The organism is Nonomuraea insulae (assembly GCF_042656245.1).
On the sequence record NZ_JBHSPA010000045.1, the window covers coordinates 470,598 to 482,729 of the forward strand.

The 12,132-nt window shown below is 71.7% G+C and carries 14 protein-coding genes; 9 read left to right on the forward strand and 5 right to left on the reverse strand.

All coding sequences use genetic code 11. The features are described from left to right. Window positions 1-22: 22 nt before the first annotated feature. The 9 genes from ACFPZ3_RS36525 (at window position 23) to ACFPZ3_RS36565 (ending at window position 7,668) form a co-directional block, all read left to right on the forward strand. Complete coding sequence (locus ACFPZ3_RS36525) at window positions 23-742, forward strand: GntR family transcriptional regulator (protein ID WP_379518887.1); 720 nt, start codon at window positions 23-25, stop codon at window positions 740-742. A gap of 8 nt (window positions 743-750) precedes the next feature. Next, window positions 751-1,179 (forward strand): phosphonate C-P lyase system protein PhnG, encoded by a 429-nt coding sequence (phnG, locus tag ACFPZ3_RS36530; protein ID WP_379518888.1) that lies wholly within the window; start codon window positions 751-753, stop codon window positions 1,177-1,179. Further along, the gene (gene phnH / locus ACFPZ3_RS36535) at window positions 1,176-1,877 is read left to right on the forward strand and encodes a phosphonate C-P lyase system protein PhnH (protein ID WP_379518889.1); all 702 of its coding nucleotides are present in this window, start codon (window positions 1,176-1,178) and stop codon (window positions 1,875-1,877) included. Before phnG ends, phnH begins: the two co-directional genes overlap by 4 nt. Before the next feature lies 1 nt (window position 1,878). Beyond that, complete coding sequence (locus ACFPZ3_RS36540) at window positions 1,879-3,072, forward strand: carbon-phosphorus lyase complex subunit PhnI (RefSeq protein ID WP_379518890.1); 1,194 nt, start codon at window positions 1,879-1,881, stop codon at window positions 3,070-3,072. Next, entirely contained in the window at window positions 3,069-3,923 is an 855-nt protein-coding gene (locus ACFPZ3_RS36545) for an alpha-D-ribose 1-methylphosphonate 5-phosphate C-P-lyase PhnJ (protein WP_379518891.1), read from the forward strand. Before ACFPZ3_RS36540 ends, ACFPZ3_RS36545 begins: the two co-directional genes overlap by 4 nt. Further along, window positions 3,920-4,756, forward strand: coding sequence for an ATP-binding cassette domain-containing protein (locus tag ACFPZ3_RS36550; RefSeq protein WP_379518892.1), 837 nt, complete (start codon window positions 3,920-3,922; stop codon window positions 4,754-4,756). Before ACFPZ3_RS36545 ends, ACFPZ3_RS36550 begins: the two co-directional genes overlap by 4 nt. Continuing rightward, entirely contained in the window at window positions 4,753-5,508 is a 756-nt protein-coding gene (locus ACFPZ3_RS36555; RefSeq protein WP_379518893.1) for an ATP-binding cassette domain-containing protein, read from the forward strand. The genes ACFPZ3_RS36550 and ACFPZ3_RS36555 overlap by 4 nt, the downstream gene beginning before the upstream one ends. Beyond that, window positions 5,505-6,680 carry an alpha-D-ribose 1-methylphosphonate 5-triphosphate diphosphatase gene (locus tag ACFPZ3_RS36560; protein ID WP_379518894.1) on the forward strand — a complete coding sequence of 392 codons (1,176 nt, stop codon included), beginning with the start codon at window positions 5,505-5,507 and terminating at the stop codon, window positions 6,678-6,680. Before ACFPZ3_RS36555 ends, ACFPZ3_RS36560 begins: the two co-directional genes overlap by 4 nt. 160 nt (window positions 6,681-6,840) lie before the next feature. After that, window positions 6,841-7,668 carry an inositol monophosphatase family protein gene (locus ACFPZ3_RS36565; protein ID WP_379518895.1) on the forward strand — a complete coding sequence of 276 codons (828 nt, stop codon included), beginning with the start codon at window positions 6,841-6,843 and terminating at the stop codon, window positions 7,666-7,668. Between the two features lie 157 nt (window positions 7,669-7,825). Here the strand turns inward: ACFPZ3_RS36565 and ACFPZ3_RS36570 are convergent, their stop codons facing one another. The 5 genes from ACFPZ3_RS36570 to ACFPZ3_RS36590 form a co-directional block, all read right to left on the reverse strand. Further along, window positions 7,826-8,104 (reverse strand): hypothetical protein, encoded by a 279-nt coding sequence (locus ACFPZ3_RS36570; protein WP_379518896.1) that lies wholly within the window; start codon window positions 8,102-8,104, stop codon window positions 7,826-7,828. An 8-nt stretch (window positions 8,105-8,112) separates the two neighbouring features. After that, entirely contained in the window at window positions 8,113-9,063 is a 951-nt protein-coding gene (locus tag ACFPZ3_RS36575) for a TrbL/VirB6 family protein (RefSeq protein ID WP_379518897.1), read from the reverse strand. A 100-nt stretch (window positions 9,064-9,163) separates the two neighbouring features. Beyond that, on the reverse strand, window positions 9,164-9,760 hold the full coding sequence (locus ACFPZ3_RS36580) for a hypothetical protein (RefSeq protein WP_379518898.1): 597 nt from the start codon (window positions 9,758-9,760) through the stop codon (window positions 9,164-9,166). Next, a complete protein-coding gene (locus ACFPZ3_RS36585; RefSeq protein ID WP_379518899.1) occupies window positions 9,760-11,853 on the reverse strand; it encodes a hypothetical protein in 2,094 nt (697 codons plus the stop codon). The genes ACFPZ3_RS36580 and ACFPZ3_RS36585 overlap by 1 nt, the downstream gene beginning before the upstream one ends. After that, complete coding sequence (locus ACFPZ3_RS36590; RefSeq protein ID WP_379518900.1) at window positions 11,850-12,092, reverse strand: hypothetical protein; 243 nt, start codon at window positions 12,090-12,092, stop codon at window positions 11,850-11,852. The genes ACFPZ3_RS36585 and ACFPZ3_RS36590 overlap by 4 nt, the downstream gene beginning before the upstream one ends. Between the last annotated feature and the right edge of the window lie 40 nt (window positions 12,093-12,132).

The following is a 12,132-nucleotide window of genomic DNA, read 5'->3' on the forward strand; positions in this document are numbered from 1 at the left end:
GAGGCCGCCGAGGCTACTTGTCATGACAAGCACGCAGCGCTACCTGGAGATGGCCGACATCCTGGAGGCGGAGCTGGCACACGTGCCCGTGGGGGCACAGGTGCCGAGCGAGCACGTGCTGGCCGACCGCTTCCGCGTCAGCAGGCCCGCCGCCCGTGCGGCCCTGCAGGAGCTGGAGCGGCGGCTGCTGGTGCGCCGCGTCCAGGGTGCCGGCACCTTCAGGCGGGGGCGGGTGGAGTACGTGATCTCCGCGCACTTCCCGCCCTCGTTCAGCGAGACCGTGCGGATGGCGGGCGCCGAGCCGGCCTCGCGGCTGGTGAGCTGCGGGGTGCGGCGTGCGGTCGAACAGGAACGCTCCAGGCTCGGGCTGGCCACCGGCGCGGCCGTGTGGACGGTCGAGCGGGTGTTCAGCGTGAACGGCGAGGTCGCCGCATACGCCACCAGCGTGCTGCCCAGGCGCCCCCTGCTGAACCTGGACAGGGAACTCGGCGACGAGGTCTCCCTGCACAAGGTCCTGCGCCGCCGGTACGGGCTCAACGTCGTCCGCGCCCGCTACCGCATCAGCCTCGACGTGCCCCCGCAGAGCATCGCCGAGCACCTGACCGGCGGCAGCCGGGGACCCGTCTGGCTGGCCGAGAGCGTGAACCGCGCCGTCGGCGGCCCGTACGTCGAGTACGCCCGCACCTACCTGCGGCCCGACGTCCTCGACGTCACCTTCGAGATCGAAGAGGAAACGCATTGATTCATTCCATGCCAAGGGAGGAACGCGCCGAACTGCTGGCCGCCGCGACTCCCGGCGAACTGCTGCCCCTCGCCGAGCGCCTGCTCCAAGCCGGCGACCTGGGCGAGCCGACCGTGCTGCACCCGCCCGAGGTCGGCATGGTGATGCTCACCGTGCGCGAGCCCGTGGCCGAGGAGCGCTTCCACCTGGGGGAGGTGCTGGTCACCTCGTGCACCGTCGAGGTGGCGGGAGCGGCCGGCTGGTGCATGCGAGGGGGCGACGACCGCGTGGCCGCCCTCGCCGCCGCCCTCCTGGACGCCGCCGCCGCTGCCGGGCTGCCCGCCGCCGGGGACGTGCACGACTTGTGCGCGGCCGTCGCGGAACGCCGGGCCAGGGAGGACGCCGCCGAATGGGCCGAGGTGTCGACGACCCGCGTGGCTTTCGAGGAGCTGACATGACCATCACCGCCGTACAGGGGATCGGCGTCCACGTCCGCGCGGTGACGCCGACGGCGGCGCGGGCGCAGGCCGACTTCCGTGCCCTGCTGAACGTGCTGTCCCGGCCCGGCGTCCTGGACGCCGTCGGCCGCACCGAAGGGCCCCCGGCGCTGGCCGTCGCGGCCGGGCTGGCCGACGTCGAGGTGCCGACCGCCGTGCTGACCGCGCCGGGGGAGGAGCACTGGGTACGCGCCCTGCACCTGGCCACCTCCGCGCCGATCGCCCGGCCCGAGCTGGCCCGCATGGTGGTCGCCCTGCGGCCGCCGACGGCCGCCGAGATCCTGGCGCTGACCAGGGGCGACGCCCTGCATCCCGAGCACGGCACCCGCCTGGTCGCGGCCGTCGCCGACCTGTCCGCCGACCTGTCCGCCGACCTGTCCGCCGAGCTGCCCGCCGGGCCGTCCGCCGGGCCGTCCGCCGGGCCGTCCGCCGGGCCGCCGCGGGAGGGGCACGGGACCGTGCTGAGGCTCAGCGGGCCCGGGGTGCCGGGGACGCGGCGGTTGCGCGTCGCCGGGCTGTCCACGGAGGTGTTCGCCGCCCTGATCTCGTCGAACGCCGATTTCCCCGCGGGCGTGGACACGTTCCTCGTCGCCGCGGACGGGACCGTCGCCGGGCTGCCGCGCAGCACCCGCATCGAGATAGAGAACGGAGAGCACTGACATGGGGTACTCAGGTGCCAGCGGCGGCCACGAGGCCATCCTGGCCGCCGAGAAGCTCGTCGAACGCCGCCGCTACGGCGGGCCCAGCGCATGGCTCGACATCGACCAGATCACCGGGCGGCTGCGGCTGGCCGTGGACCGGATCATGGGCGAGGGCGGCCTGTGGGCTCCCGAGCTGGCGGCCAGGGCGCTGCGTCAGTCGGAGGGCGACGTGCAGGAGGCGGCGCAGCTCATCAGGGCGCACCGCTCGACGTTGCCCCGGGTGGCGTACTCGGAGCCGGTGCACGCCGACGAGCTGAGCGTCTCGCGCCGCATCTCGCCCGCCTTCCGCAACCCGCCGGGCAGCCAGCTTCTCGGCCGCACGCTCGACTACGTGGGCCGCCTGCTCGACCTCATGCCGGAGGACCAGGCCAAGGCCCGCCTCCAGGAACCCGATCAGGAACCCGATCAGGATCCCGCCGCCGTGAACGGTCACGGTCACGGAGACGGTCACGGAGACGGGAACGGTCACGGAGACGGGAACGGTCACGGGAACGGTCACGGGAACGGGAACGGGCACGGGCACGACGGTGAGGACCCGCGGCGGCCGCCGCGCCTGCTCGGCCTGCTGCGTTCGATGGGCATGCTGGTCGACAGGAGCACGGACGGCGACCCCGACCCGTACGACATCACCCGCTCCCCGGTCCGCCCGGGAGTCCCCCGCTCGGCCCGCCTGACCGCGATGGCCAGGGCCGAGACCGGCGCCCTGGTGCACCTCTGGTACTCCAACACCTTCCAGCCGGGCAGGCACAACCACGAGTTCCCCGGCGAGGTACGCCACGGCACCCTCCCCGTCAGAGTGAGCCACCCGCTCACCGGCAACCCGGTCACGGTCGCCGAGGTGCGGGTCACCGAGGTCGAGACGATCGACGACCTCGACCGCGCCGAGGAGGACCGCACCCGCCTCGACCTCGGCTACGGCATGTGCTTCGGCCACAACGAGCGCAAGGCCATCGCCATGGCGGGCCTCGACCTGCTGGTGCACCGCGACGGCGGCCGTACGGGGCTGGAGCAGGAAGTCCTGCTGACCCTCGACGGAATCGAGGCGTCCGGCTTCCTTGAGCACCTCAAACTGCCCCACTACGTGGACTTCCGGTCGGTGCTCGACCGCAAGCGGGCGGTACGCGCCGCCATGGAGGAGGCGGTCGTCCGATGAGGACGATCACCGACCTGGCGGGGGACGGCGGCCCCAGGGGCATCTTCGACGAGCTGTCCAAGCGCGAGGTACGCAGGGCCGCGCTGACCGCGGTGGCCGTGCCGGGGTACCAGGTGCCGTTCGGCTCGCGGGAGATCCCCGTGGCCCGCGGCTGGGGCTCCGGCGGGCTGCAGGTGACGCTGGCCCTCGTCGGCCCCTCCGACCGGCTCAAGGTCATCGACCAGGGCGAGGACGGCGGCGTGAACGCCTCCAACCTGCGCCGCCTGGTCGTCGGCCACGTCGGCTGCGCGGAGGAGAGCGACACCCGCGAGGCCAGCCTCATCCAGTCCAGGCACCGCATCCCCGAGACGCCGCTCCGCGCCGACCAGGTGCTCGTGCTCCAGGTGCCCGTGCCGGAGCCGCTGCGCGCCGTCGAGCACGACGTGCGCGAACAGCGCAGGATGCACTCCGAGACCGACTACTCGCGCATGTGGGTCGGCCTGTACGAGGACCTCGTACGCAACGGCGTCGTCACCAAGACGGCCGGCTACCCCTGCGTCGTCGACGGCCGGTACCTGATCTCGCCCACCCCCATCCCCAGGTTCGATGTGCCCAAGCTCGACCAGGCCGAGCACCTGACGTTGTTCGGGGCGGGCAGGGAGAAGCGGATCTACGCGGTGCCGCCGCACACCCGGGTGGAGCCGCTGGTCTTCGAGGACGTCCCGTTCGAGGTCGAGCACACGCCGGGCGCGGCCTGCCGGCACTGCGGCTCCGAGGGGTCGTACCTGGTGGAGGTGCCGTCCGTGGACGGCTCCGTGACCTGGGTGTGCAGCGACACGGACTTCTGCGTGCGAAACAGGGAGAAGGAATGAACTGGGCGTTGAAGGTGGACGGGCTCGGCAGGGTCTACGGTGACCCGGATCCGAGATCGCTGCCCGGCACCGGGCCCGAGCACGGAACCTCGGTCTCGCCCGCGACGGGGGCCGTGGTGGCCGCCTGGGACGTCGGCTTCGAGGTGGAGCCGGGCGAGGCGCTGGGCATCGTCGGCGAGTCTGGCTCGGGCAAGTCCACGGTCATGCGCTGCGTGGCCGGTGACGAGCGGCCGAGCCGGGGCAGCGCGTACCTGCGTGGGTACGACGACGGCGGGACCGACGTGCTGGCGCTCGACGACGGCGCGCGGCGGCGGTTGCGCATCGACCGCGTCTCCGTCGTCTACCAGGACCCGGCCTCAGGGCTCGACCTGGACACGAGCGCGGGCGGCAACATCGCCGAACGGCTCACCGCGGCCGGCGGGCGGCACTTCGGCCGCATCCGCGAGCGGGCCTCCGAGCTGCTGGAGCTGACGGAGGTGCCGCTGTCCCGGATGGACGACCCCGTACGCACGTTCTCCGGCGGCATGCGCCAGCGGGTGCAGATCGCCAAGGCGCTGGCCAACCGGCCGCCCGTGCTGCTGCTCGACGAGCCGACCACGGGACTGGACGCCTCGGTCGCGGCCGGAGTGCTCGACCTGCTCAGGAACCTGCTCGAACGGCTCGGCGTCGCCGCCGTGGTCGTCTCCCACGACTTCGGCGTCATCGAGATGCTGACCAGGAGGGTGATGGTGATGCAACACGGCCGCGTCGTGGAGACGGGCCTGACCGACCAGCTCCTGGAGGACCCGCAGCACCCCTACAGCCAGCGACTCGTGGCGGCGGCGCGCGGATGAACGTTCTGGAGATCAGGGGACTGGTCAAGTCGTTCACCCTGCACACGATCGACGGCCGCACCGTGGACGCGGTGCGCGGCGTGGACCTGGACGTGGCGGGCGGCGAGCACGTCGCCCTGGCCGGCTCGTCCGGGGCGGGCAAGTCGTCGCTGCTGCGCTGCGTCTACCGCACGTACGTGCCGACGGCCGGGCGGATCACGCTGCGCCCGTCGTCCGGCTCCTCGGTGGATCTGGCCCAGCTGCCCGACACGCAGGTCGCCGAGCTGCGGGGCAGGGAGCTGGGCTACGTCTCCCAGTTCCTGCGGGCCGAGCCGCGGCGGTCCGTGCTCGACGTCGTGGCCCGCGCCGGGGCCGCCCGCGGCCTGGACCTCGCGGACTCCCGCGAGGCCGCCGCGGCCGCCCTGCGCAGGCTGGGCATCGAGGAGCGGTTGTGGGCCATGCACACCACCGTCCTGTCCGGCGGCCAGAAGCAGCGCGTGAACCTCGCCGCCGGCACCATCTCGCCGCCCAGGCTGCTGCTGCTCGACGAGCCGGTCTCCGCGCTCGACCCGGTCAACAGGGAGGCCGTGCTGTCCATGATCGCCGGACTGACGGACGACGGCGTGGCCGTCCTGTCGGTCTTCCACGACCTCGACGCCATCGAACGGCTGGCCACCCGGGTCGTGGTGCTGGAGGACGGCCTCGTGGCCGCCGACGGGCCGCCCGCCGCCGTACTTCGTGATTCCGCACTGAACCTGGAGGTGGCCCGATGAGGGTGCTCGCGCATGCCAAGGCCGTACTGCCCGATCGTGTCATCGACGACGCGCTCGTCGTCGTCGAGCACGGGCTGATCACCCACGTCGGCCCCGCCCGCCCTGGCGCGGTGCCCGCGCAGGCCGTGGACCTGCGCGGCGCGCTGCTGCTGCCCGGCATCGTGGACACCCACTCCGACGGGCTGGAGACCGAGATCCGGCCCCGGCCGGGGGCGGAGTTCGAGGTGGGGTTCGGGGTGTCCAGCTTCGAGGGGCGTGTGCGGGCCGCCGGGACCACCACCGTGTTCCACGGGGTGGCGTTCGAGTCGCACAACCGCAAGGGGCGTACCGTCGACCGGGCGCGCCGGCTCGACACCGCCCTGCGCGAACGTGCCGCCTCCGGGCACGCGCTGGTGGACCACCGCATCCTCTACCGCCTCGACGCCCGCGACCCCGAGGGCCTGGTGGCCCTCGAATCCTGCCTGTCAGGTACGCCCGCGCCACCCCCGCTGGTCTCCTTCGAGGACCACACGCCGGGGCAGGGGCAGTACCGGGACTCGGCCGTGTACCGGCGCTGGCTGGAGGGCACCGAGGGCATCTCCTCAGAGGAGGCGCAGCGGCGGGTCGAGACGCTGGTGGCCGAGCGCGACTCGCGGATCGGGCACCGGGAGATCGCGCTGGGGCGGCTGGCCTCCCTGGCCGCGGCGGGCCGGGCGCGGCTGCTCGCGCACGATCCGGTGACCGCTTCCGAGATCGACGTGGCGGTGGCCAACGGGGTCGCGGTCGCGGAGTTCCCGACGACCCTGGAGGCCGCCCGCGCCGCCCGCGAGCGCGGGCTGCGGGTGGTGGCCGGGGCTCCGAACGTCCTGCGCGGCGGCTCCCACTCCGGGAACGTCTCGGCGGCCGAACTGGTCTCGGCCGGGCTCGTGGATGGGCTGTCCAGCGACTACCTGCCCTCCGCCCCGCTGGCCGCTTCGCTGGTGCTGGCCACGCAGGGTGTCACCTCGTTGCCCGCCGCCGTGGCCCTGGTCACCTCCGGCCCCGCGTCCGTCGCCGGGCTGACGGATCGGGGCGAGCTGGTGGAGGGGCAGCGCGGGGACCTGACCGTGGTGACCGTGGACCGCGGGTGGCCGACCGTGCGGATGACCGTCGCGGCGGGTGACGCTGTGCTCGCGGCCGGGGTAGGACGATGACGGGGGCGCGCGGAGAGGGGACGGCGATGCCACAGGGAGACGGGGCACCGGCGGCGGTGCCGCCTGGGCCCGACGGATGGGGAGTCGGGGCACGGGCGGTGCCGCCCGGGCCTGCCGGGTGGGGGGTCGGGGCACGGGCGGTGCCGCCTGGACCGGCCGGGTGGGGGGTCGGGGTGCCAGGGGAGGCGCATCCGGCGCTGGCCGCCGCCGCGTCGGCGGGCTGGAGGCGTACACCGTCGCCACCACCGAGCACGACCGCGCCACCCTGGCCGCCGTCGTGGCGGACGGCGCGGACGGCACCCCCACCATGCGCATCGACGTGCTCGTCGAGGACGCCATCCTCACCGCGCTGGCCCGGCACCCGGTCAACGTCCTCACCGAGGAGACCGGGTGGGTGGACAACGGCTCGGCCCTGACGCTGGTCATGGACCCCGTGGACGGCTCCGCGAACGCCGCCGCCGGTGTCCCCCTGTCCGCCTTCTCGGCCACTGTGGCCGAGGACGGGGTCTTCACGGAGGCGCTGACCGTCTGGCTGGAGACCGGGCGGAGCTGGTGGGCGAAGACCGGCGTACCGTCCCCGCTGCGCACCACCGGCCGCACCTCGCTGACGGGCGCCGCCGTCTCCCTCCTGCGCCCCCACCCGGCCAACCCGGGGGCCGCCGCGGCATGGTGGGAGGTGGCGCGGCGGGCGGCCCGCGTACGGATCCTGTCCACGAGCTGCCTGGAAGGCGCCCTGGTGGCCCAGGGCGCGACGGACGCCTTCGCCGACGCCGCCACCGACACCCACCGCCTGGTGGACATCGCCGCCTCGGTGGTGCTGGCGGAGGCAGGGGGCGGGGCGGTCAGGGACGTGTTCGGGCGGGCGGTCGAGCTGGACACCGACCTGACCAGGCGATGGAGCGGCGTCGTGGCGGCCACCCCGGAGCTCGCCGATGAACTGGCCTCAGTGCTCCGCAAGGCCTACCAGGCCGAACGCGCCGCCAACTGACGTCCACCACGGCGGCTTGGTCGCAGCGGCGGCCACCCCGGAGCCGGCCGACGAGCCGGCCTCGGTGCTTCCCAACCAGCGTCCACGACGGCGGACTGGCGTGCGGCGTGGGCTGTGGCGTGGGCTGTGGCGGGGCCGGTGGTGGTTCGGGTTGTGGCTAGGTCTTGGGTGAGGGTCGGGGCTGAGGTGGTGGTTCTGTGGGGTCTGCGAGCTTGGCGGCTACGCGGAAGTCGATGCGGATGTCCCGATAGGTGACACCGGCCTCCACCTGGTCGGGCAGGTTCGTGCGGTCGCTGCCCCAGGCGCATTCGCCGCCGGGCTCCGCTTCCGCCCGCACCGACACCTCCGGCCGCTCACGGAAGCGCAGCTCTCTGGCCTTGCCGCGAACGCAGATCTCCACGTCGGGGTCATGCGGGTGTTCCGGTTGTCCGGGCATGGTGCTGCTCACTCCTTCTTGGAGCGCCTCTTGACGGCGTGGTCGCGGTGCCGGCGAGCCGTCCGAGCGACTCGCGGCCGACGCGGCGGACCCTCCGGGCCAGGAGCAGCCGGTTCCTCGTCCTCCGGCTCCTCCTCTTCCGGTTCCTCGTCGTAGTCCGGTCCCTCGTCTTCGGGTTCCTCGGCTTCCGGCTCCTCGTCGTAGTCCAGTTCCTCATCCACCGGCTCGTCGTACTCTTCGCGGTCCTCTGGGGATGGGTGCCGCCCGGCAGAGGATTCGACTTCCCGAACGGCTCCCGTGCCCACATCTCGCACGACCCCCGTGGCATCGCGAACGACATCACCGGCTCCCGCACCCACGTCGCGCACGACGCCACCGGCCCCCGCTCCCACGTCGCGCACGACCTCGCCCGCTCCGGCTCCCACGTCGCGCACGGCCCCGCCGGCCCCCGCTCCCACATCACGGACGGCTCCGCCGGCTCCCGCACCTACGTCGCGCACGGCCCCGCCCGCTCCGGCTCCCACGTCGCGTACCGCGCCGCCGGCCCCCGCACCCACATCACGCACGGCCCCGCCCGCTCCGGCTCCGACATCACGCAGCGCGTACCCGGCGCCGGTCCCGAGATCCTGGACGGCCGTCCCGATGCCGCGCGTGATGTGCTCAAGGATCTGCGGGTTGTCGTCGATCGTCTTCAGTACCCGGTCGAGGATGCGCGCCACATTGTCCAGCCGCACCTTCAGCAGCGCCTGCGCCTCCACGCCCTTGATCGTGAGGTTGACGCTCCCCAGGAACACCTCCGCGCCCACGTTCAACCTGAGCAGGTCGAGCACCTCGGCCTGCAGGGACACCTTGGCCCGGAGATCGTGCACGTCCAGCTCGATCTCTTCCACCCTGACCACGGGAACGTCGAGGTAGACGTCCGGCTCGGTGGTCTCCCGGGAAGCGTCGCTCTCGGACATGGTCTTCTCCTTGAGCCGCCCCGAGTCGTACAGGCGTGTGGTTACCCGCCCCATATCGGCTCAGTCGCGGCCATGCCGAGACGTGACACCCTCTTGGGGGTCAGACGGGACCAGGGCTGCAGTTGTGCAGGTGACCATAGCGTTTCTGGGCGATTCGCATGAGATCGGTCAGGTCCTTGATGGCATCCCGCCCCTTCACCACCGTCTCCAGGTCGATACGGATCCAGGGTTTCTTCTTGCCGCAGGTGAAACGGGAAATCACGTAGTACGGGCGACCGCTGAGCATGTCGTTGTCGGCATGGGCCGCGAATCCATCTCCGATCTCGGACGGCAGAGGGATCTGGTCGGTATGCTGCCAGTTTTCCCGGACGAGTTTGAGCCGGGCGGCACTGTTGTCGATTCGCGACCACCACACGCCTACGGGCTCAGTCCCGTTTCCGGACAGGAGACAGCCGCCGTCGTCTTTCCAAGGGCCGTCCTTTTCCTCGGTCAGAGGTTGCGTGATGCCGGAGATCCGGCGAAACGCCTCCTGCGGGATGTACTCGCACCAGTAAGGGGCCTGATCGACGACAGGCCGCAGGTCGGGGGCGGGAGCCGGTGAGGACGGAGGCGGACCGACCGGGGCGGGGCCGGCGGCACAGGCGGTTGCGATGATCGCCACCAGGAGGGCGGCGATGGCGGGCCGAGAGCGATGCATCACTGCCCCCTTTCGCTATTGGCGAGCCCATATGTGTCGCGCGCCGCTTCGGCGCCGTCGTTCATCACGCCGCGAGCGCTGAACGTGTCGCCGCTCAAACCCGAATGCTCGGCAGCCCAGTTGACGAACGACTGATACTCCTTGGGTGTCATCTCCAACAGCGGCTTGATTCTTCCGTTCTCGACGAACGAGCGATTCTGCAGGCTAGACCGGTCATGAAGCCCATGAGCTATCACCGCGGAGGCGATCATCTGGTTTACCAGTTGCGCACCCAGATCCTGGCTGTCCTTCGCCGCCTGATACGCCTCGTCCACCGATCTGCCTGAGAACTCGTCCGTGACCCAGTCGCCCGCCTTGTCGAAGATGTACTCGGTGCTGTGGTCGCCGGTCTTGTCGAGCAAGGTCTTGGCGAACTCCTCCAGCCTCATGCCCTTGAACGCGTTGGCCGCGAGTTGACCGACCACCGCCTGCCCGGGCACGGGGATCATGCCGATCGCCGACTTCACCATCTCCTGCAGTTCCTTGGCCGCCGCCTCCGCGCCGCGGCCTGCGGAGTACAGCGCTTCCTCGCGAGCGCCTATGAGGTGGCCGAACGTGTTGCTCTCCCGCGAAATGGGATCGAGCATCCGCTGACCGTGCTTCTTCAGCGGGAAGATGGAGTCGATCTCCACCCGCATGTGCTCGGCCTGCGTCCGGATGACCTTCCTGAACGCCGTGTCATCACCCGCCACGAAGAGCATCGCCCAGTCGAGGTCGCCGCTGTTGACGGTCTTGTCGCGGGGGTCGGCACCGACGTTGGTCCGCAACGCGACCTGGGCGTCGTACACCTTGCCGAGCTGGTCGATGTGGGCGGAGAAGACGTCGCCCAGTGGGCGGCGGAGGCCGGCGAGCGCGTCCAGGGCCTGCTTGTCCGTGAGTTCCAGACGCTCCTGGTCGTTGCGCTTGAAGAACGTGGGCATGTCCTTGCCGAAGATCTTGATGGTCTCGGCCAGGAGGCGCTTGGACACCGTGTCGTTGCCGCTCATCGCCGCCTTCAGCGTCTCGCCGAACGACTTGGCGCCTGCGTGGTACGGCACGTTGATGCCGTTCGGCGCGCTGGACCACAACTCCCTGCGGTCGTGCAGGAGGTAGTTGAGGTTCGTGTTCGTGGCCCCGGCGGGCATGTGGTAGAGGAGCGTCTGGGCGGCTGTGCGGCTGGAGGCGGCGGCGTGCAGGAGCCCGGGCAGGAAGGAGGGCATGGACCTGACGACCGTGTTCTTGCCTTTGGCCCAGATGTCGCGATCCAGGTTGATCATGTCGCGCCCGACGATCTCCATGAACTTCGCCGAATAGCGGGGCTTGCCAGGATGCTGGGCGAGGATGGCCGACAGCGCGTGGTAGCCGGTGGGCATGCCCGACGCCTTGCCGCCGGACTCGGGTTCGTCACGGCCGGCGGCCTTGAGTTTCTCAAGATAGTCGTCGCCGACGTACCCCGGGCTCTTCGGGTTCGTGCCGACGGCCAGGGCCGTGCTCATCATGCGCAGGGCCTGCTCGCCCAGTTCCTTCAGGCGCTCGCGCTGCTCGGGGCTCGCGTGCTCCAGGGCCCTGCGCAGCGTGTTCGGGAACGTGGTCAGGCCCTTCGGCCCTAATCGCCGCAGGAAGGCCAGAGCGAACTCGGGGTCGTCGGCGTCGCGGGCATGCTTGCGCAGTTGTTCGAGCCTGGCCCGCATGGACTTCTCGTCGGTGCCCCCGCGGGAGGCGGCCAGCGCCGCGTCCGCGGCGAGGGTGCCGTCGAGCATGTGCTGGACGTCCGCCAGCTTGTCGGGCAGGACGAGGAACGTCCCGGCTGTCGTACGCGTGCCGAAGACGACCTTCTGGCGCTCCAGCTCGCGTGCCAGCCCCTGGCGTCGCCGCAGGTCAGCGGCCCGCCGGTCCGCCCGGGTAGCGAGATCCCTGATGCGTGAGGCGGTGGCGGTGTCGAGGCCGGCTTTGGACAGTTCCGCCTGCAGGCTGCTCGACAGGTTCGCCAGCTGCTCGGCCGCGGCGGTGTGCCTGGCGGTCATCGTGTCGAATTCGGGCTGTTTCACGCCGGAGAAATCGGGTTTGAAGTTCATGGCGGGCCTGCCGGCGCGGCGGCTCTGGCCTTGGCGTCCTCGACGGCCCTGGACAGCATGGCGCGCAACGCCCGCTGGTCGGCGTGGACCTCTTTGTCGAAATCCCTGCCGGTGGGACCGACCCAGGCGTCGTTCTCCATCAGCGAGCAGGTCGGGTGAAGCGTCCACCAATGCTCGTCGGAAAGCCTCTGGATTCGCTGGAGTGAGGCTTCCAGTTCGGCGCGATCCGGACCCGCCATTCGCGTTCTCCCCTTGAACAGATTGGGCCTCGAATCACTG